General features: G+C 38.8%; 23 protein-coding genes. 6 read left to right on the forward strand and 17 right to left on the reverse strand.

What is annotated here, in order from left to right:
* Positions 1-37 precede the first annotated feature (37 nt).
* Entirely contained in the window at positions 38-364 is a 327-nt protein-coding gene (locus tag ACWPV5_RS05080) for a hypothetical protein (protein WP_309147679.1), read from the reverse strand.
* 435 nt (positions 365-799) lie between these two features.
* On the opposite strand from ACWPV5_RS05080, the gene ACWPV5_RS05085 reads away from it, so the two are divergent.
* Positions 800-1,336 carry a biotin transporter BioY gene (locus ACWPV5_RS05085; protein ID WP_219966769.1) on the forward strand — a complete coding sequence of 179 codons (537 nt, stop codon included), beginning with the start codon at positions 800-802 and terminating at the stop codon, positions 1,334-1,336.
* Positions 1,337-1,389: 53 nt separating this feature from the next.
* On the opposite strand, the gene ACWPV5_RS05090 is transcribed toward ACWPV5_RS05085, so the two are convergent.
* The gene (locus tag ACWPV5_RS05090; RefSeq protein ID WP_000807422.1) at positions 1,390-1,605 is read right to left on the reverse strand and encodes a YdbC family protein; all 216 of its coding nucleotides are present in this window, start codon (positions 1,603-1,605) and stop codon (positions 1,390-1,392) included.
* Between the two features lie 98 nt (positions 1,606-1,703).
* Between ACWPV5_RS05090 and ACWPV5_RS05095 the strand changes: the two genes are divergently transcribed.
* Positions 1,704-2,024 (forward strand): hypothetical protein, encoded by a 321-nt coding sequence (locus ACWPV5_RS05095; protein ID WP_023943050.1) that lies wholly within the window; start codon positions 1,704-1,706, stop codon positions 2,022-2,024.
* A gap of 30 nt (positions 2,025-2,054) precedes the next feature.
* On the opposite strand, the gene ACWPV5_RS05100 is transcribed toward ACWPV5_RS05095, so the two are convergent.
* The 8 genes from ACWPV5_RS05100 to rpsP all read right to left on the reverse strand — a co-directional run bounded on the left by ACWPV5_RS05100 (position 2,055) and on the right by rpsP (position 6,018).
* Positions 2,055-2,393, reverse strand: coding sequence for an ATP cone domain-containing protein (locus ACWPV5_RS05100; RefSeq protein ID WP_001196040.1), 339 nt, complete (start codon positions 2,391-2,393; stop codon positions 2,055-2,057).
* A gap of 11 nt (positions 2,394-2,404) precedes the next feature.
* Entirely contained in the window at positions 2,405-3,124 is a 720-nt protein-coding gene (trmD, locus tag ACWPV5_RS05105; protein WP_219966770.1) for a tRNA (guanosine(37)-N1)-methyltransferase TrmD, read from the reverse strand.
* Positions 3,114-3,632 (reverse strand): ribosome maturation factor RimM, encoded by a 519-nt coding sequence (rimM, locus tag ACWPV5_RS05110; RefSeq protein ID WP_057487241.1) that lies wholly within the window; start codon positions 3,630-3,632, stop codon positions 3,114-3,116. The genes trmD and rimM overlap by 11 nt, the downstream gene beginning before the upstream one ends.
* A gap of 29 nt (positions 3,633-3,661) precedes the next feature.
* On the reverse strand, positions 3,662-4,450 hold the full coding sequence (locus tag ACWPV5_RS05115; protein ID WP_219966771.1) for an alpha/beta fold hydrolase: 789 nt from the start codon (positions 4,448-4,450) through the stop codon (positions 3,662-3,664).
* 107 nt (positions 4,451-4,557) lie between these two features.
* Positions 4,558-5,109, reverse strand: coding sequence for a hypothetical protein (locus ACWPV5_RS05120; protein WP_023943056.1), 552 nt, complete (start codon positions 5,107-5,109; stop codon positions 4,558-4,560).
* Positions 5,110-5,115: 6 nt separating this feature from the next.
* Positions 5,116-5,442, reverse strand: a complete 327-nt coding sequence (locus ACWPV5_RS05125; RefSeq protein ID WP_219966772.1) for a MazG nucleotide pyrophosphohydrolase domain-containing protein — start codon at positions 5,440-5,442, stop codon at positions 5,116-5,118.
* Between the two features lie 44 nt (positions 5,443-5,486).
* A complete protein-coding gene (kphA, locus tag ACWPV5_RS05130) occupies positions 5,487-5,726 on the reverse strand; it encodes an RNA-binding protein KphA (protein WP_000379617.1) in 240 nt (79 codons plus the stop codon).
* A 19-nt stretch (positions 5,727-5,745) separates the two neighbouring features.
* Positions 5,746-6,018 (reverse strand): 30S ribosomal protein S16, encoded by a 273-nt coding sequence (gene rpsP, locus ACWPV5_RS05135; protein ID WP_000268760.1) that lies wholly within the window; start codon positions 6,016-6,018, stop codon positions 5,746-5,748.
* 801 nt (positions 6,019-6,819) lie between these two features.
* On the opposite strand from rpsP, the gene ACWPV5_RS05140 reads away from it, so the two are divergent.
* From ACWPV5_RS05140 to ACWPV5_RS05150, 3 genes are all read left to right on the forward strand, one after another.
* Positions 6,820-7,416: a DUF3796 domain-containing protein gene (locus tag ACWPV5_RS05140; protein WP_219966773.1), complete on the forward strand. Its 597-nt coding sequence runs from the start codon at positions 6,820-6,822 to the stop codon at positions 7,414-7,416.
* Between the two features lie 2 nt (positions 7,417-7,418).
* On the forward strand, positions 7,419-7,643 hold the full coding sequence (locus ACWPV5_RS05145) for a helix-turn-helix transcriptional regulator (RefSeq protein WP_049502154.1): 225 nt from the start codon (positions 7,419-7,421) through the stop codon (positions 7,641-7,643).
* 305 nt (positions 7,644-7,948) lie between these two features.
* Positions 7,949-8,752, forward strand: coding sequence for a peptidylprolyl isomerase (locus ACWPV5_RS05150; RefSeq protein ID WP_454382667.1), 804 nt, complete (start codon positions 7,949-7,951; stop codon positions 8,750-8,752).
* A 54-nt stretch (positions 8,753-8,806) separates the two neighbouring features.
* Here ACWPV5_RS05150 and ACWPV5_RS05155 read toward each other — a convergent pair whose 3' ends face one another.
* The 7 genes from ACWPV5_RS05155 to ACWPV5_RS05185 form a co-directional block, all read right to left on the reverse strand.
* Positions 8,807-10,348, reverse strand: coding sequence for an ABC-F family ATP-binding cassette domain-containing protein (locus ACWPV5_RS05155; RefSeq protein ID WP_000025383.1), 1,542 nt, complete (start codon positions 10,346-10,348; stop codon positions 8,807-8,809).
* 115 nt (positions 10,349-10,463) lie between these two features.
* Positions 10,464-10,937 (reverse strand): VanZ family protein, encoded by a 474-nt coding sequence (locus ACWPV5_RS05160; protein ID WP_454382669.1) that lies wholly within the window; start codon positions 10,935-10,937, stop codon positions 10,464-10,466.
* Positions 10,937-12,022, reverse strand: a complete 1,086-nt coding sequence (gene rlmN / locus ACWPV5_RS05165) for a 23S rRNA (adenine(2503)-C(2))-methyltransferase RlmN (RefSeq protein WP_000804760.1) — start codon at positions 12,020-12,022, stop codon at positions 10,937-10,939. Before rlmN ends, ACWPV5_RS05160 begins: the two co-directional genes overlap by 1 nt.
* A 20-nt stretch (positions 12,023-12,042) precedes the next feature.
* Positions 12,043-12,573, reverse strand: coding sequence for a YutD family protein (locus ACWPV5_RS05170; RefSeq protein ID WP_084923929.1), 531 nt, complete (start codon positions 12,571-12,573; stop codon positions 12,043-12,045).
* A 156-nt stretch (positions 12,574-12,729) separates the two neighbouring features.
* Complete coding sequence (gene sodA, locus ACWPV5_RS05175; RefSeq protein WP_176139067.1) at positions 12,730-13,335, reverse strand: superoxide dismutase SodA; 606 nt, start codon at positions 13,333-13,335, stop codon at positions 12,730-12,732.
* A gap of 326 nt (positions 13,336-13,661) precedes the next feature.
* The gene (gene holA, locus ACWPV5_RS05180; protein WP_454382672.1) at positions 13,662-14,699 is read right to left on the reverse strand and encodes a DNA polymerase III subunit delta; all 1,038 of its coding nucleotides are present in this window, start codon (positions 14,697-14,699) and stop codon (positions 13,662-13,664) included.
* Between the two features lie 32 nt (positions 14,700-14,731).
* Positions 14,732-15,667, reverse strand: coding sequence for a dihydroorotate oxidase (locus ACWPV5_RS05185; protein ID WP_219966779.1), 936 nt, complete (start codon positions 15,665-15,667; stop codon positions 14,732-14,734).
* Between the two features lie 225 nt (positions 15,668-15,892).
* Here ACWPV5_RS05185 and gdhA point away from each other — a divergent pair, with 225 nt between their 5' ends.
* A complete protein-coding gene (gene gdhA, locus ACWPV5_RS05190; RefSeq protein ID WP_070842577.1) occupies positions 15,893-17,239 on the forward strand; it encodes an NADP-specific glutamate dehydrogenase in 1,347 nt (448 codons plus the stop codon).
* Positions 17,240-17,278: the final 39 nt, after the last annotated feature.

The raw sequence follows: 17,278 nt of genomic DNA on the forward strand, positions 1-17,278 counted from the left end.
ATCTTATAATCGGGTCTCTTGTTTTCATAAATTATTTTTAAAATCTATAATAATCCCAATATGCATTTAATCGAATATCGCTCCAAGATTTTGTAGCACTTGAATATGCCCATCCATAATCTTGTTTATCCTGAGCTTTAACTGTTCCCCAAAAATTCGTTACTGAAGATTTTGAACCAATATTATCTGGAGAACTAACAAAGTAATTCGAATAACCAGAGTTATCATTTACACCATATTCCCATACATCAATAATGGGACTTGGAGCAGGGTGTGCTGTAGTTGCACTAACAATACTAGCTACAGTAGCAAAGCTAAAACTTAAAACACTTGCGACTAGAAAAACAGATGCTTTCTTGTTAATTCTTTTTTCATTTTACTTCTCCTTGAAGTTAAATATTTGATGAAGATTAAATAATAGTCCCTTTTTAGTCCCTCCATATTACTTTAATTTGAATTGATTATATTTAGGTTTTTAATCACCGTTACGGTATCTAGAGTCGTTAAAATATCTCATAACTACCCCTCCTTTTAAAATTGAACACATATAAATGTATCCGTTTACATTTATTAATGTAGCACTTATTTTTTAGTTTGTCAAGTATTTATAGTATATTTTTTATGTATAAAATGGGATTATCCATAAAGGCGATTTTCGAATCAACAAAACAATTATCCAACTTAACCAGTAAGCAAATCGGCTGTTACAGTCTTTGTTACCTTGTTTTAAAAAATTGGTTGACAATAATTACTCCACGAGTATAATAGTTACTATACATTAGAAAAGAGGTTAACTATTTTGAAAAAAGCTCACGTTTATGCCATCCCTGCTATTGGGGCTGCTCTCATTGCTGTTTTAGCACAAATCAGTCTTCCAATTGGACCTGTCCCCTTCACTCTGCAAAACTTTGCAATCGGCTTGATTGCTACTGTCTTTAGACCGAGAGAGGCTGTACTTTCTGTTGGACTTTATCTTCTTCTAGGTGCTATCGGTCTTCCTGTCTTTGCAGGAGGTGGAGCTGGATTGCAGGCGTTGGTTGGTCCTACTGCAGGCTATCTTTGGTTTTATCTCGTTTACTCTGAACTGACTTCCTCTCTAACCAACAGCAAGAGTGGTGTTGTCAAGATTTTTCTTGCAAACCTCTTGGGTGATGCCCTTGTCTTTGTCGGTGGGATTCTCAGCTTACATTTCCTAGCTGGAATGGCATTTGAAAAAGCTCTTGCTGTGGGAGTTCTTCCCTTTATCATTCCAGATCTTGGTAAACTTCTAGCTATTAGTTTTATTAGCCGTCCCCTACTTCAACGCCTTAAAAATCAGTCTTACTTTGCTAACTAAAAAAGGATATCGAGTTATTATGACTCAATATCCTTTTCTTTCATTTTGAAAACTTAGTTACCTTTAAAAGCATCCACCATTGTTTGAAATTCTTCATTGGAGAGAGTAATTCCTTTACCCATTTTAGTATGATCTGGACTCCAAGCACGAATATCAAACTTTGCAGGAGCACCATTAAAGCTCACACGGTTGATTTCCTTGGTCCAACCTTTTTCGTTTTCAGAAAGAGTCAACAAGTGCTCTTCAATTTCAAATGTAAATTCTGCCATTTTCTTCTCCTTTTTTAGCTTTCATTTGATTATTCGTAAAATCTTGTAGATTTTAGGAAAATTTTATATAATATTGATATAAAAGAAGGGAGGTCACTATGAGACATAAATTCCAGCAAGTTCTAGATAAAATACATGACTTTTTAAATGGACATGAAGAACCAGACCATACTGAAAGCAACTCCCTTACAGCCACTATTGAAGAGGCTATCCAGAAACAAACTGCTGTTCACCTTATCTTGTCTGAGACAAGCTTTACAGGTGACATCATCAAATACGATCAGCAACGCCAGCAAATTATCGTGAAAAATTTTGCCAAAAATGTGACCCGTATTATCCGCATAAGCGATATTCAACGCCTGCGATTTGTCCCTTCAACTGTCCAAACAGCCCAAAAAAATAGATTTAAGAAAGAGTGAGATGTAGTTGCTGCATCCCACTCTTTTTTCTTAGCGAATTTGTTCAAAATGTAAATGAACTGCGATATGATCTCCATAACCACTTCTTTCCAAGTCACGTTGTAGACGATAGGAAATGTAGTGTTCTGCAATAGTAATGTAACCTGCACCCAGCAAACGATGTTCAACCATAGACTGAATCATGCTAATAGTCGCACGTTCCACCTTGGCCTCTTCCAAATCCAAAACCACTTTCTTAGTGACTTGTGCAAGGTTTTGACGTAAATCATCTGTCAATACATAGACAGTCTGGGCTGCTTTTAAGATAGCTTGGTAAATCTTATCTGGATTAAATTCAGCAATTTCTCCATCACGTTTGATTACTTGCATAGGTATCTCCTTTACTCTTTGTTTTCTTTAATTTCTGCCAGCATTTTTTCTTCTTCTGCTGTCAGTTGATAATGTTCAAGCAAATCCGGTCTGCGTTCATAGGTTTTCTTTAAACTCTCATACAGGCGCCACTGACGAATCTTCTCATGGTGTCCACTCATCAGTACATTTGGCACGACCATACCACGATAATCATAGGGACGTGTGTACTGAGGATACTCGAGAAGCCCAGAAGAAAAACTATCATCTTGGTGGCTAGACTCCTTGCCAATCACTTCTGGAATCAGGCGTACCGTAGCATCAATCATGGTCATGGCTGCCAATTCTCCACCAGTCAGGACATAGTCCCCCAGGGAAATCTCATCTGTCACCAAGGTCTTAATGCGCTCATCATAACCCTCGTAGTGCCCACAGATAAAGATTAGCTCTTCCTCTTGAGACAAATCCTCGGCATAAGCTTGATCAAACTGCTTTCCAGCAGGATCGAGGAGAATGACGCGCGGATTTTTCTTTTCAATAGTATCAAAGGCATCGAAAATGGGTTGTGCTCGGAGCAACATCCCCTGACCGCCTCCGTAGGGCTCATCGTCGACATGGCGGGCCTTTTCAGCATTTTCTCGAAAATTATGATACTGGATATCCAAGAGCCCCTTTTCTCGAGCCTTTCCAACGATTGAGTGCTCTAGTGGAGAAAACATCTCTGGAAAAAGGGTTAAAATATCAATCTTCATCGTCTAACCCTTCTAAGATTTCCACATCGACGCGGTTATTTGGAATATCGACATTGAGAACCACTGGTGGGATATAAGGCAAGAGCAAATCACGCTTGCCTTTTCGCTTGACCACCCAGACATCGTTGGCACCTGGTTGCAGGATTTCTTTGATGGTTCCAATCAAGTTATCACCCTCATAGACTTCCAAACCGATAATCTCGTGATAATAAAATTCACCATCGTCTAGGTCATTCAAATCTTCCTCAGCAACCTTGAGACTGTATCCCTTGTACTTTTCAATAGCATTGATATGGTACATGTCTTTAAATTTGATAATATCAAAGTTCTTCTGTTTACGGTGACTAGCGATGGTCACTGTTTGAACAAACTGATCTTTTTCATCAAACAAGGCCAGCTCAGTACCTTTTTTAAACCGTTCTTCTGCAAAATCCGTCACAGACAAGACTCGCATCTCACCCTGCAACCCCTGCGTATTGACGATTTTCCCAACATTAAAGTAGTTCATCTTGTCTCCTGTATCTATTTCTTTCCATCTTATTCTGACAATTCTCGAATAATAGTCGCAATTTTTTCTGATTCTGACCATTGTAAATAATGGTGATTCCCTCCTAAAATGAGTTTAGTATTGGAAGTCCAATATTCTGATTCTCTGTACTCTTTTTCTCTATAAGCCTGACAAAAAATAAATACAGGGATATAAGATTCTATAGATACATTCTCAAAATCTTCCTCAGTAATCTCTCCAGATATCTGAAATCCTGTATCTTGATTTTCCAACTCTGAACCTTTTTCTTGCATTATTTCCCAGATTTCTTTATTAATTTCAGGGCTAAATGTTGCTTGAGTTAAGTTCTTAAAATAAAGTTCAGGACCAAATTCTTCAATCAGTCTCATTTGCTCTTCCATTTCTGGATAAGGATTTTCTGAAAAATCAGCAAACATGACGTTTTTAGTGGTCGGTTCAATTGCTACTAAAGCCTGACACTTAATTGGTTTCTTGAGCAATTCACAAGCTAAAATTCCACTCAAACTATGTACACAAAGTATATATTCAGAAATCCCTAATTCTTCAAGTACTTCATAAACCGCATCTGCAAGATTATCCAGATTTTTTCCAGCTTGGTCATGAATCGGACTCCTACCTGTGTTCGGAAAATCAATTGCCAAGTAACCAATTGTGGGCGGAAGTTTTTCGAGTATAAGTGAAAAATTTTCATAACTTGGTAGCAAACCTGCGCCACTTAAACAAACTAGCATTTTCTTTTGCTTTTGATAAGTAACAGAGAGACTACCAATTTCTGTAGATACTTCAAACCTCTTCATAAAGAAATCCACTCGTTCTATATAATGAATTATTAAAAATCCTTATCCTTTATTTTATCACGTTCCAAAGATTTTCTCAAGTTAGAGGAAAATACATAGAGAGCCCGCTATAGTCCAAAAAGTGCTAATATTTTCCTCTTTAATGTTAATTTATATTTGAAAGATGAGATATTTACATTCCCGTTATACATATTGCTATAAAATGTATATTCCCCAATTTCACCCTGACTTGTTTTCCATTTCATTCTTAAACTAGGCATATTCTCTGGTAAATTTGTATGAATCAATAAGCATGTATAATTCTTTAAATTTTTAACTGTATGCAGTTTATTATTTACAATCAAACAATCGTTTCTTGAATCATAGTTTAAAGAATAAAATTCTACTATTTCAATATCAACTTCTTTGGGATAAAAAATCAAATGATTAAAAGGTTTGCTACTTATATTATGTGTAAATTCATGAATATAGTGAAAATTTGTATGTAAAGATTCAAACTCGAATGGTTTAATTTCCTTGATTTCAATATTATTGATATAAACCTTATTTTGGAAAGTTATCTTTATAATCACAGCAATAAATGTCGCAATTTGTAAAATTCGTAATAGCCAATCAATATACATTGACCAATCTATGTTAAAAACACAATCAATATTCATTCTTTTTCAGTTTTCTTTCAAAAATTCTTCCAAATCACGTTCATGTTTGTACTTAATGGCTGCAGTCTCATCTTTCTTAAAGATAGTCTTGGTAAGGTCAATATGGTTGATGGCGGCGATTGCGACGGTGTAGTGAATGATATCAGCCAGTTCTTTTGATAGTTCCTCATTAGAATCCTGAACGCCCTCTTTTCTACCAGAACGACCATTCAAAACCTCAGCTACTTCTCCGACTTCCTCCACTAACTTCATAAAGAGACCTTCCTCAGTCCGAGACTGCTGGTAATGTTCCAGTAGGTAGTCTTGTAATTGTCTAAACGTTAAATCCTTCATATCCTGCTCCTTGCAAAAAAAGCGAGACATTCGTCCCGCCCTTCTTATTTTTCGTCAATAACGATTCTTACTTTTTTGTCTTCAGTTGGGACAGAGTAGACAATCGTTCTTATCGCAGAAATAGTGCGACCCTTACGACCGATTACACGACCCACATCGCTTTGATCAAGATCCAAATGATATTCCAAAAATTCTGGTGTATCTTCAATCTTGATAGTTAAGGCATCTGGTTGTGAAATCAAGGGTTTCACAATCGCAATAATGAGATTTTCAATCGTATCCATCTGTCAACCTACTTTAAACTTATTTTGAGAATTTAGAATCGTGGAATTTTTTCAATACGCCTTCTTTTGAAAGGATGTTACGTACTGTATCTGAAGGTTGAGCTCCATCAGCCAACCATGCAAGAACGCGGTCTTCTTTCAAAGTTACTTGGTTTTCAGCAACAAGTGGGTTGTAAGTTCCAACTGTTTCGATGAAACGTCCGTCACGTGGTGAACGTGAATCTGCTACGTTGATACGGTAGAAAGGTTTTTTCTTAGAACCCATACGAGTCAAACGGATTTTAACTGCCATTTTTAAAGTCTCTTTTCTTATTTTTTATTTCGGTGAAATAGCTGAGCTATTTAGCACATGTTCTATTATAGCAGATTTCTAGCAGGTGTCAAGAAAAAAACTTGACAGACTATAAAATTCTTAAACCATTTAGAAATTTGTTAGAAGTAGGAAATAAATGTTTGAAAGAGGCTATCAGTGAATACTATTTTATACTCAATGAAAATCAAAGAGCAAACTAGGAAGCTAGCCGCAGCCTGTACTTGAGTACGGCAAGGCAAAGCTGACATAGTTTGAATTTGATTTTCGAAGAGTATTAGAAACATTTTATAAAGACCATCAACTCAAACCCTCCATATCGCCTGAACGAGATTTGGATACTTGGCTTCTAAATCCCAAGCCTGTTCCCAAGCGAAATATCAAGGATTTTAAGAATGATATTTACTAATTAATTTATAAAATATGAATTAATAGATTCTAAATAGGAGAATAATTTAGTTCTGTAAAAATTAATTTCTACACCTACAAAGCTTATTTTTAGACTTTATAACAGTCTAAGAAAAAAGTAGAGATTCATACAGTATCTAGATTTTTCAAAAATTCTTTATCATCAAATATTATTAACGAAACTATCCAAATCAAATCCGATGCATTGCTTCAAAGAATTCTTTAGTTGTTTGACTAGCCAGGGCTTTTATTAAAAAATTTTTTCAAATAATTGCCACCTTGGCACATAAATTCTTGCTTTCTAAATTTAAATGTGATATATTTATAACATAAAATTTAAGTGTTATATATTTATAACAAAAAAAGGAGTCTATCATGAAAAAAAGTCAAAAAATGCATGGCCTCATTGCAATGATTGCCGTAGCTCTCTTTATTGATTTTATTGTTTTATTTGGTTCTAATCTTAGTTGGGGACCCAAGTTAGTTATTACTGGTATTTCAGTGCAAGGTCAAATTGTAGCTATTTGGAGCTGGCTACATATGAAACTATGGTCTCATAAGAGTCAGAAAGGTAAGGGAAAGATTATTTTTGACTTGTCTGCTAAGCTTTACACGATACTTTTATTTGCAGCAAGTATTTTTTATACAGTAGGAATTTGGGTTGCGACCCCAAGCGAAAGTTCTGGTATTAAAGAATGGATTTTAGGAATTGGCCTCGTTATTGAAGTGATTGTATTTGGTTTTTTCTGTTTGAAAAATGTCAAGGAAACTCCGGACGAACGCTTTTATGCTAATTTAGCCAAGGCAGCTAGCTTGATGTTTGCTTGTATACTAGGCGCACTGATGATCCTAGCAGTTATCATTGGGTATATGGGGTCTCTCACTCTTTACATGGGACAGATCTTTATTAGCATAGCTGCCTTGATTTGCATCTTTGCGGTTGTCTATTTTATCTTGGAACGTAGAGGATAAGCATGGCCAAAGAAAGCAATATTATTACTAATCTCAAATCTGTTCGTGAGTCCACAGGTATGACCCAGCAGGAGTTAGCCGACCGCATTGGCATGCGACGCGAGACAATTCTGCACTTGGAAAATAACCGTTACAATCCTTCGCTAGAAATGGCTCTTAAAATTGCTCAAGTTTTTAATCTGAAAGTAGAAGACCTCTTTGAACTCAGACAGAAAGAGGAAGCATAATTATTTTCGAGACCTAGTATTAAGTTCATTGATTAATTAGGAATTGAAGCCAAAAGAAAAAATCCTTTGAAAATGTGCTCTTTTAAAATATAGTAATTCTTTCGAATTAACCTTTACTAATTGTGATGCTTTACGAGCTTTCTTAAGATATGGCTCCCTAAATACTTTGAGTACACTTATAGCATTGATGCCTCTAAGCAAGCGATTTTTCTTTTGGCTTTCTCTAAAACTACCTTGTCACTAATATTTGAAATCCACTTCCTTTTAGGGTACAATGGTAGAAATAAATTTTTGAGAGGAACAGAATGAAAAAACTAGCAACCCTTCTTTTACTATCCACTGTAGCTCTAGCTGGATGTAGCAACATCCAACGTAGTTTGCGTGGTGATGACTATGTAGATTCTAGCTTGGCCGCTGAGGAAAGCTCCAAAGCAGCTGCCCAATCTGCCAAGGTGTTAAATGATGCTTTGACAAACGAAAACGCCAATTTCCCACAACTATCTAAAGAAGTTGCTGAAGACGAGGCTGAAGTGATTCTCCACACAAGTCAAGGAGATATCCGTATCAAACTCTTCCCTAAACTCGCTCCTCTAGCGGTTGAAAACTTCCTCACTCATGCCAAAGAAGGCTACTATAACGGCATTACCTTCCACCGTGTCATCGATGGCTTTATGGTCCAAACTGGAGATCCCAAAGGGGACGGTACAGGTGGTCAGTCCATCTGGCATGACAAGGATAAGACTAAAGATAAGGGAACTGGTTTCAAAAACGAGATTACTCCTTATCTCTATAACATCCGTGGTGCTCTTTCTATGGCTAATACTGGTCAACCAAACACCAATGGTAGCCAGTTCTTCATCAACCAAAACTCTACAGATACCTCTGCTAAACTCCCTACAAGCAAGTATCCAAAGAAAATCATTGAGGCCTACAAAGAAGGTGGAAACCCTAGTCTAGATGGTAAACACCCAGTCTTTGGTCAAGTGATTGACGGTATGGATGTTGTAGATAAAATTGCTAAAGCCGAAAAAGATGAAAAAGACAAGCCAACGACTGCTATCACAATCAATAGCATCGAAGTGGTGAAAGACTACGATTTTAAATCTTAAAAACCTAAAAATACAGTACCCACATACGGTACTGTATTTCTTTTATCCTCATTTTTAAGTTAGATTATTAAAATCCCAGATTTGGTCCATCCAACCTTCATAAAAGTCTGGTTCGTGGCAGACCATAAGGATAGATCCCTTGTATTCTTTAAGAGCGCGTTTGAGTTCATCCTTGGCATCCACATCCAAATGGTTGGTCGGCTCGTCCAGCACTAAAACGTTGTTTTCACGATTCATCAAGAGACAGAAACGAACCTTGGCTTGTTCTCCACCTGACAAGACCTGAATTTGGCTTTCAATATGCTTGGTTGTCAGACCACAACGGGCAAGGGCTGCACGAACTTCTGCTTGGTTGAGAGCTGGAAAGGCATTCCAAACAGCCTCTAGTGGTGTTTGGCGATTACCGCCTTCTACTTCCTGTTCAAAATAACCGAGTTCTAGGTAGTCACCGCGTTCCACTTCCCCAGCGATTGGCGGAATAATGCCCAAGAGACTCTTCAAGAGAGTCGTTTTTCCAATACCATTTGCCCCGATAATAGCAACCTTTTGATTACGTTCAAAGGTAAGATTTAAAGGTTTGGTCAGAGGACGGTCATAACCAATCTGCAAATCCTTGGCTTGGAAAATAAAGCGCCCTGGTGTACGAGCCGGTTTGAAATCAAAGGATGGTTTTGGTTTCTCACTTTGCAGCTCGATAATATCCATCTTATCCAATTTCTTCTGACGGGACATGGCCATGTTTCGTGTTGCAACACGCGCTTTGTTCCGTGCGACGAAGTCCTTGAGGTCCGCAATCTCTTTCTGCTGACGTTCGTAGGCTGCCTCTAGCTGAGATTTCTTCATAGCATAGACTTCTTGGAACTGGTAGTAGTCACCAGAGTAACGTGTCAGCTGTTGATTTTCCACATGATAGACGATATTGATAACGTCGTTCAGGAATGGGATATCATGTGAAATAAGGACAAAGGCATTCTCATAGTTTTGGAGATAGCGCTTAAGCCAGTCAATATGCTCAGCATCCAAGTAGTTGGTCGGCTCGTCCAAAAGCAAGATATCAGGCTTTTCAAGGAGGAGTTTAGCCAAAAGCACCTTGGTTCTTTGTCCACCTGACAAAGAAGTTACATCCGTATCCATGCCAAAGTCCATAACACCAAGGGCACGCGCTACTTCGTCAATCTTAGCATCCAAGGTATAGAAATCACGACTCTCCAGACGATCTTGGAGTTCTCCCACTTCTTCCATGAGAGCATCAACATCCGCTCCGTCTTCAGCCATTTCCATATAAAGGTCATTGATACGGACTTCAGCTTTGAAAAGCTCATCAAAGGCTGTACGGAGCACATCACGCACCGACTGCCCTTCAGCAAGGACGGAGTGCTGATCCAAGTAACCGGCAGTCACATATTTGGACCACTCAACCTTCCCTTCATCTGGCAGCATTTTGCCAGTTACAATGCTCATAAAGGTCGATTTCCCTTCACCATTAGCACCGACCAGACCGATATGTTCTCCCTTGAGGAGACGGAAGGACACATCTTCAAAAATTGCACGGTCACCAAAACCGTGACTCAGATTTTTAACTTCTAAAATACTCATTTTAATTCCTTATCTTGTTTTTATACTCTTCGAAAATCTCTTCAAACCACGTCAGCTTCACCTTGCCGTACTCAAGTACAGCCTGCGGCTAGCTTCCTAGTTTGCTCTTTGATTTTCATTGAGTATTATGTAATCGTTTATAAAGTAGCCAAGCCAGATAGCCACCCAAAGTATTGGTCCACAAATCATCAATCTCAAAGACGCGATTAAAATCAAAGAAAAAATCTAAGACTAACTGCGTACACTCAATTCCTAGGCTCAGAAGAAAACTGAAAAAGATCACTTTTCTTGTCTTACGCAAGTTTGGAAGGAGATAAAGGAGTTGGAAAATCAGAGGAAAAAGTAAGAAAATATTAAGGATATTTTGTAGAAAAATCCAGCATAATTGTCCAATGTCACTCACTTCACCCAGTTTCCAGAAAGAATTGAAAGGAGTCAAAAGAAAAACCAGGCGTCCAAGATGCTGAATACCTGGAGTTTCCACTCCCACGGGAGATTGTTCTTGAGGAGTAAAGCAAAAATAGACGATACAAATGCTATAGAAAATGACTCCCCAGACCAAAACATAATTATAAGTTTTCTTCATCATTAAGGATTGACTGCTGCGACTGCTTTCTGGCGGTCACGTTTCATTGTATTAGAACGCAATTGTCCACAAGCTGCATCAATATCTGTACCATGCTCTTGACGAACAACACAGTTAACACCTTTTTTCTTAAGCGTATCATAAAAGGCCAGGACGCGCTCTTTAGGACTACGGCTATATTGGTCATGCTCACTAACTGGGTTATAAGGAATCAAGTTTACATAAGACAATTTCTTGATATTCTTGAGCAATTCAGCCAATTCCAAGGCTTGTTCTACACCATCATTGACTTCATTGAGCATGATATATTCAAAAGTCACACGACGATTGGTTGTTTCAATGTAGTACTCAATAGCAGCAAAGAGTTTTTCAATCGGAAAGGCACGGTTAATTTTCATGATGCTTGAGCGCAGTTCATTATTAGGTGCGTGAAGAGAAACAGCAAGATTGACCTGAACCCCTTCATTAGCAAAATCACGAATTTTATGGGCCAAACCTGAGGTTGAAACCGTAATGTGACGAGCACCGATGGCCATTCCCTTGTCATCGTTGATAGTACGAACGAAATTCAAGACATTGTTATAGTTATCAAAAGGCTCACCGATACCCATGACAACGATATGGCTGACGCGTTCATCCTGACCACGTTCATCAAAGTATTTCTGAACCAGCATGATTTGCGCTACGATTTCACCGTTATTGAGGTCACGTTGTTTCTTAATCAAACCAGAGGCACAGAAGGTACAACCGATATTACAGCCGACCTGAGTGGTCACACAGACTGACAAACCATAGTGTTGACGCATGAGTACTGTCTCAATCAGCATTCCATCTGGCAATTCAAAAAGATATTTAACGGTACCATCAGCAGACTCTTGCACGATACGCTGTTTCAAGGGATTGACCACAAACTGATCATTAAGCTTAGCAATCAAATCCTTGGAAAGGTTGGTCATCTCTTCAAATGACTGGACACGTTTACGGTAAAGCCATTCCCAGATTTGATCTGCACGGAATTTCTTTTCTCCCTGCTCCAAAACCCATTCCTGCATGGTTTGACGTGTTAAACTATAAATAGACGGTTTCATTTCTTCTCCTTATTCTCTACTCACTTCTGACGAATGACAAAATGACGTTGCCCCTTGTCCTCTTTCTGAGAATGCTGGTCTTTCTGACGACGTCTATTTTTCTTATCTGCATTCGGTTTTCGTTTTGCTTGAGCCGGTTTCTTTCCTTTTTTCGAAGGTGTTTCTTCTTCCTTCTTACGCATTTTCTTGTCAAATGATGCTCGCTTAGGGGCTTCATTTTCTAAGACAAAATAGGCACAACCATAACTACAATACTCTAAAAGGTAGTCTTGTAAACGACTGATTTTTTCAAGTTTTTCTTCTGTTCGGTCATCCTTGTAAAAACCTCGTAGGCGAAGCTGTTCGTTGCTCCAGTCCCCCACGATAAAATCAAACTTGGTTAAGACTTCTGAAAAACGCTGATTAAAAGCCGTCACATCAAAGGCATCCTTGATATTTTCCACCAAGGAAAAAGCTATCCCTTCCGTTTCTACCTTGTCCCCGTGTAAATGAAACTCAGGACCAGGAAACTTGTTATAGTTGTATAATTCAGGTGCAATTTCTTTTCGCATAGATATCCTTTTTCCACGATTACTTAATACTTTATTCTACCATAATTTCTAGCAGTTAGCACGTTTCTCATAAAAATGAAAAAAGTCTGACGATTTTGTCAGACCAGAATCATATAACCTTAAAAAGAGAAGAACAATTCTTCCCTCCAACTATCATTATTTAGCAGCTGCGTACAATTCATCTACTTTGTTCCAGTTGATCACTGAGAAGAAAGCTTTGATGTAGTCAGGACGCACGTTGCGGTATTTCACGTAGTAAGCATGTTCCCAAACGTCCAAGCCCAAGATTGGTTTTTTACCTTCTGAGATTGGTGTGTCTTGGTTTGCTGTTGAAGTCACTTCAAGTTTCCCTTCTTTGTTGACAACCAACCATGCCCAGCCAGAACCGAAACGAGTTGTTGCTGCTGCAGTGAAGGCTGCTTGGAAGTCTTCAAATGAACCAAATGTTGCATCGATTGCTGCTGACAGTTCTGCTGATGGAGCTGTTTTTTCAGGAGTCATCAATTCCCAGAAAAGAGCGTGGTTCAAGTGTCCACCACCATTGTTGATAAGCGCTTGACGGATATCAGCTGGAATAGATTCTACATCAGCAAGCAAGGCTGCAAGGTCTTCACCAATTTCAGGGTGTTTTTCTAAAGCTGCATTGGCATTGTTGACATAAGTTTGATGGTGTTTGTCATGGTGCAAATGCATTGTTTCCGCATCGATGTATGGTTCCAAAGCGTCGTATGCATATGGAAGATCTGGTAAGATAATAGCCATCTGTAATACCTCTTTTTCTTTCTATATGAAAATGATAACGCAAACATTCACTTTTTTCAAGTTTTTTGCTTATAGATGAAGAAATCACTGAAATACTTTCTAATAATACTCTTCGAAAATCTCTTCAAACCGCGTCAACGTCGCCTTGCCGTAGGTATATGTTACTGACTTCGTCAGTCTTATCTACAACCTCAAAGCAGTACTTTGAGCAACCTGCGGCTAGTTTCCTAGTTTGCTCTTTGATTTTCATTGAGTATAAAACAAGCAAATCAGCAAGAAACCCACGACAAAATAATATTGACGCGGGTTATAGTTTCAAAAAAATGTCAATTGACCTGACTAGCAATCTGTAGGAGTGCCTTTTCAAAAAGGAAACCTTTTTCATAGAGTCCTGTCTTAATCTGATAGTCTGTCTCAATCAAATAAGAAATAGCTTGCTTCAAAAAGCTCAAAGAAAGTCCTCTTGAATCCCTCAACGCAAACTTGATTTGATAGGGATTAGGATTTCGTCCGAGAAAACTACCTAAACTACTTGCAATCTGCGATTCTGTTTGACCAGACTCTGCCAAAATCTTCACCTGAGTAAAAGTCCGAAATTGTCCTAGCATGACTGCAATCAGTTTGATTTCATCTTCCCCTTGCAAGGTCAAGTCTCTAACCAAGTCACGCGCCTGATCCATCTTTTTAGTCAGAATAAACTGAGTTAAATCAAAAATATTGTCCTGCAAGGTCTTGGGAATTGCGTTAACAATATCCTCTTCCTCGATAACAGAGTCTTCCTTATAGGACTGTAAAAAGAGGAGATTTTTCTGAATTTCACTAAATTGGAAACCAGACTTGATAAGTAGATTTTCAAAGGATTGCCCCACAAACTGCAGACCTTGTTTCTGACTCCACTTTTGGAAATACTGGCGCAATTCTTGCTCTTTAGCTTCTACTGCATCAAAAACCTTGGCATCACGCTTAAGTAATTTAACCAACCGTCTTTTGCTATCCAGCTTTCCTTCCGCAAAGATTAACAACTTGGTTGTTGGTGAAGGGTTATCAAGATATTCCTCAAAAGATTTGAGCTCATCATCTGCCAAAAAGCGCTTTTTAGCAGTAGTGATGTCGACAAAATGATCCAATATCACGATTTTCTCATCCGCAAAGAAAGGAAGGCTGACCAACTCCAGTTCCACATCCTTGTAAACCACTTCTTTCATATCAAAGTAGGCAAAGTTGAGGTCGGCAGAATCATAGCCAATCTGTCTCAGCACTTGACTCTTCATTACTTCAAACTGACCCTGGTCTGTCCCTGTAAATAGGCTCAGACTAGGTAAATTTGATAAAGTCAACTTCTGACTTTCTTCAATGGCTAGCATCGTCTCTCCTTTCTTCTGATTTTTTAATGAATTTAATCAATATAGCGCAATTTCCCACGGAAATCTTCTAAGCTTTCGTACCCTTTTTCCGCCATGATTGCTTTCAGTTCATTAGTAATGCGGTCAAAAGCGCCAACTCCTTCTTTGTGAAGGGTGGTTCCCACCTGCACCATACTCGCTCCACAGAGGATATGTTCAAAGGCATCACGACCAGTCAGAACTCCTCCTGTTCCGATGATTTGGATTTGAGGGTTTAAGCGTTGGTAGAAAGCATGAACATTAGCAAGAGCAGTCGGTTTGATGTACTCTCCACCAATGCCACCGAAACCATTTTTAGGACGAATAACGACAGACTCATCTTCTATATATAGGCCGTTTCCGATTGAGTTGACGCAGTTGACAAACTTGAGCGGATACTTGTTGAAAATAACTGCCGCTTGGTCAAAGTGAACAATATCAAAATATGGTGGCAATTTAATTCCAAGAGGTTTGGTGAAGTAGGCAAACACCTCTGCCAAAATCCGGTCTGTTGTCTCAAAATCATAGGCAATCTGAGGTTTTCCTGGAACATTTGGACAGGAGAGGTTTAGCTCAGTCAGACCACGAAAATCACTCTCTTGGACTTTTTTCAAGATAGTATGGGTTTCCTCTGGAGACATGCCGACTAGAGATAGGAAGAAAGTTCGGTTTGGCTCTTTTTCTTGCAAATCCAAAAGATAATCCAAATAATAGTCTAAGCCATTATTCGGCAAGCCCATAGAGTTGATGGAACCAAGTGGAACATCTTGATAACGTGGCTCAGGATTTCCCTGACGAAAGTCCAAAGTCGCTGTCTTTGTGACAAAGGTTCCTGCCACTGAGTTTTTAACCCCTTCCAGCTCCTCTATCGTCATACAAGCCACACCTGCTGCATTCATCAAACAATTGTCAAACTCAAAACCAGCAATTTGCGTTTTTGTTGATACCATTTTTGATCCTCCAGATTCCTTTTATTGCTAATATTATACCATATTTTCAGATTTTCTCTTTGAGAAAGATATTTACAAGAAAAAGGTTCGTTTTTTATCTACTTTCAAAAAGTCTCAAAACTAAATTGATAGAATTTTTAGAAAATTTTTGTTTTTCTCTTTACAGTTAAAAAAATTTCTGCTATAATGACACACATAATTAAATTAGAATTTAAGGAGAACGACATGACATCTGCTAAAGAATATATCCAAAGCGTGTTTGAAACTGTGAAAGCTCGTAACGGGCACGAGGCTGAATTCCTCCAAGCTGTTGAAGAATTTTTCAACACTTTAGAACCTGTATTTGAAAAACACCCTGAGTATATCGAAGAAAATATCTTGGCACGTATCACTGAGCCAGAACGCGTGATTTCTTTCCGTGTTCCTTGGGTTGACCGTGATGGAAACATTCAAGTAAACCGTGGTTACCGTGTTCAATTCAACTCAGCTGTTGGGCCATACAAAGGCGGACTTCGTTTCCACCCAACTGTTAACCAAGGGATTTTGAAATTCCTCGGATTTGAACAAATCTTCAAAAACGTCTTGACTGGACTTCCTATCGGTGGAGGTAAAGGTGGATCAGACTTCGATCCTAAAGGTAAAACAGATGCTGAAGTGATGCGCTTCTGCCAAAGCTTCATGACTGAATTGCAAAAACACATCGGACCATCACTTGACGTACCTGCTGGTGATATCGGTGTTGGTGGACGTGAGATTGGTTACCTTTACGGTCAATACAAACGCCTTAACCAATTTGATGCTGGTGTCTTGACTGGTAAACCTCTTGGATTTGGTGGTAGCTTGATTCGTCCAGAAGCAACTGGTTATGGTTTGGTTTACTACACTGAAGAAATGCTTAAAGCTAACGGTAATAGCTTTGCTGGTAAGAAAGTGGTTATTTCAGGTTCTGGTAACGTTGCTCAATACGCTCTTCAAAAAGCAACTGAACTTGGTGCAACTGTTATCTCTGTATCTGACTCAAATGGTTATGTCATCGATGAAAATGGTATCGACTTCGATCTTTTGGTTGATGTTAAAGAAAAACGTCGCGCTCGTTTGACTGAGTATGCTGCTGAAAAAGCAACTGCAACATATCACGAAGGTTCTGTATGGACTTACGCTGGAAACTATGACATTGCGCTTCCATGTGCGACTCAAAACGAAATCAACGGTGAAGCAGCTAAACGTTTGGTTGCTCAAGGCGTTATCTGTGTATCTGAAGGTGCCAACATGCCAAGCGACCTTGATGCCATCAAAGTCTACAAAGAAAATGGTATCTTCTACGGACCTGCAAAAGCTGCCAACGCTGGTGGTGTAGCCGTTTCAGCTCTTGAAATGAGCCAAAATAGCCTTCGCCTCTCATGGACTCGTGAAGAAGTTGATGGACGTCTCAAAGACATTATGACAAACATCTTTAACACAGCTAAAACGACTTCAGAAACATACGGTCTTGATAAAGACTACCTTGCAGGAGCTAACATTGCTGCCTTTGAAAATGTAGCAAACGCTATGATTGCCCAAGGTATTGTTTAAGATTTATTTGCTCAATCCTCAATCACTACGATTGGGGAT

The organism is Streptococcus sp. Marseille-Q7156, assembly GCF_965119495.1.

What these genes read in the sequence shown, in the direction of transcription:
- ACWPV5_RS05140 (WP_219966773.1), top strand. Translation starts at nt 6,820, where the DNA reads ATGAAAAAAAGTCAAAAAATGCATGGCCTCATTGCAATGATTGCCGTA.
- ACWPV5_RS05145 (WP_049502154.1), top strand. Translation starts at nt 7,419, where the DNA reads ATGGCCAAAGAAAGCAATATTATTACTAATCTCAAATCTGTTCGTGAG.
- rimM (WP_057487241.1), bottom strand. Translation starts at nt 3,632, where the DNA reads ATGAACTACTTTAATGTTGGGAAAATCGTCAATACGCAGGGGTTGCAG.
- ACWPV5_RS05155 (WP_000025383.1), bottom strand. Translation starts at nt 10,348, where the DNA reads ATGAGTATTTTAGAAGTTAAAAATCTGAGTCACGGTTTTGGTGACCGT.
- ACWPV5_RS05185 (WP_219966779.1), bottom strand. Translation starts at nt 15,667, where the DNA reads ATGGTATCAACAAAAACGCAAATTGCTGGTTTTGAGTTTGACAATTGT.
- ACWPV5_RS05100 (WP_001196040.1), bottom strand. Translation starts at nt 2,393, where the DNA reads ATGCAAGTAATCAAACGTGATGGAGAAATTGCTGAATTTAATCCAGAT.
- ACWPV5_RS05160 (WP_454382669.1), bottom strand. Translation starts at nt 10,937, where the DNA reads ATGATGAAGAAAACTTATAATTATGTTTTGGTCTGGGGAGTCATTTTC.
- gdhA (WP_070842577.1), top strand. Translation starts at nt 15,893, where the DNA reads ATGACATCTGCTAAAGAATATATCCAAAGCGTGTTTGAAACTGTGAAA.
- kphA (WP_000379617.1), bottom strand. Translation starts at nt 5,726, where the DNA reads ATGGATACGATTGAAAATCTCATTATTGCGATTGTGAAACCCTTGATT.
- ACWPV5_RS05125 (WP_219966772.1), bottom strand. Translation starts at nt 5,442, where the DNA reads ATGAAGGATTTAACGTTTAGACAATTACAAGACTACCTACTGGAACAT.
- ACWPV5_RS05090 (WP_000807422.1), bottom strand. Translation starts at nt 1,605, where the DNA reads ATGGCAGAATTTACATTTGAAATTGAAGAGCACTTGTTGACTCTTTCT.
- ACWPV5_RS05095 (WP_023943050.1), top strand. Translation starts at nt 1,704, where the DNA reads ATGAGACATAAATTCCAGCAAGTTCTAGATAAAATACATGACTTTTTA.
- rpsP (WP_000268760.1), bottom strand. Translation starts at nt 6,018, where the DNA reads ATGGCAGTTAAAATCCGTTTGACTCGTATGGGTTCTAAGAAAAAACCT.
- rlmN (WP_000804760.1), bottom strand. Translation starts at nt 12,022, where the DNA reads ATGAAACCGTCTATTTATAGTTTAACACGTCAAACCATGCAGGAATGG.
- ACWPV5_RS05150 (WP_454382667.1), top strand. Translation starts at nt 7,949, where the DNA reads ATGAAAAAACTAGCAACCCTTCTTTTACTATCCACTGTAGCTCTAGCT.
- ACWPV5_RS05170 (WP_084923929.1), bottom strand. Translation starts at nt 12,573, where the DNA reads ATGCGAAAAGAAATTGCACCTGAATTATACAACTATAACAAGTTTCCT.
- ACWPV5_RS05115 (WP_219966771.1), bottom strand. Translation starts at nt 4,450, where the DNA reads ATGAAGAGGTTTGAAGTATCTACAGAAATTGGTAGTCTCTCTGTTACT.
- sodA (WP_176139067.1), bottom strand. Translation starts at nt 13,335, where the DNA reads ATGGCTATTATCTTACCAGATCTTCCATATGCATACGACGCTTTGGAA.
- ACWPV5_RS05120 (WP_023943056.1), bottom strand. Translation starts at nt 5,109, where the DNA reads ATGAATATTGATTGTGTTTTTAACATAGATTGGTCAATGTATATTGAT.
- trmD (WP_219966770.1), bottom strand. Translation starts at nt 3,124, where the DNA reads ATGAAGATTGATATTTTAACCCTTTTTCCAGAGATGTTTTCTCCACTA.
- holA (WP_454382672.1), bottom strand. Translation starts at nt 14,699, where the DNA reads ATGCTAGCCATTGAAGAAAGTCAGAAGTTGACTTTATCAAATTTACCT.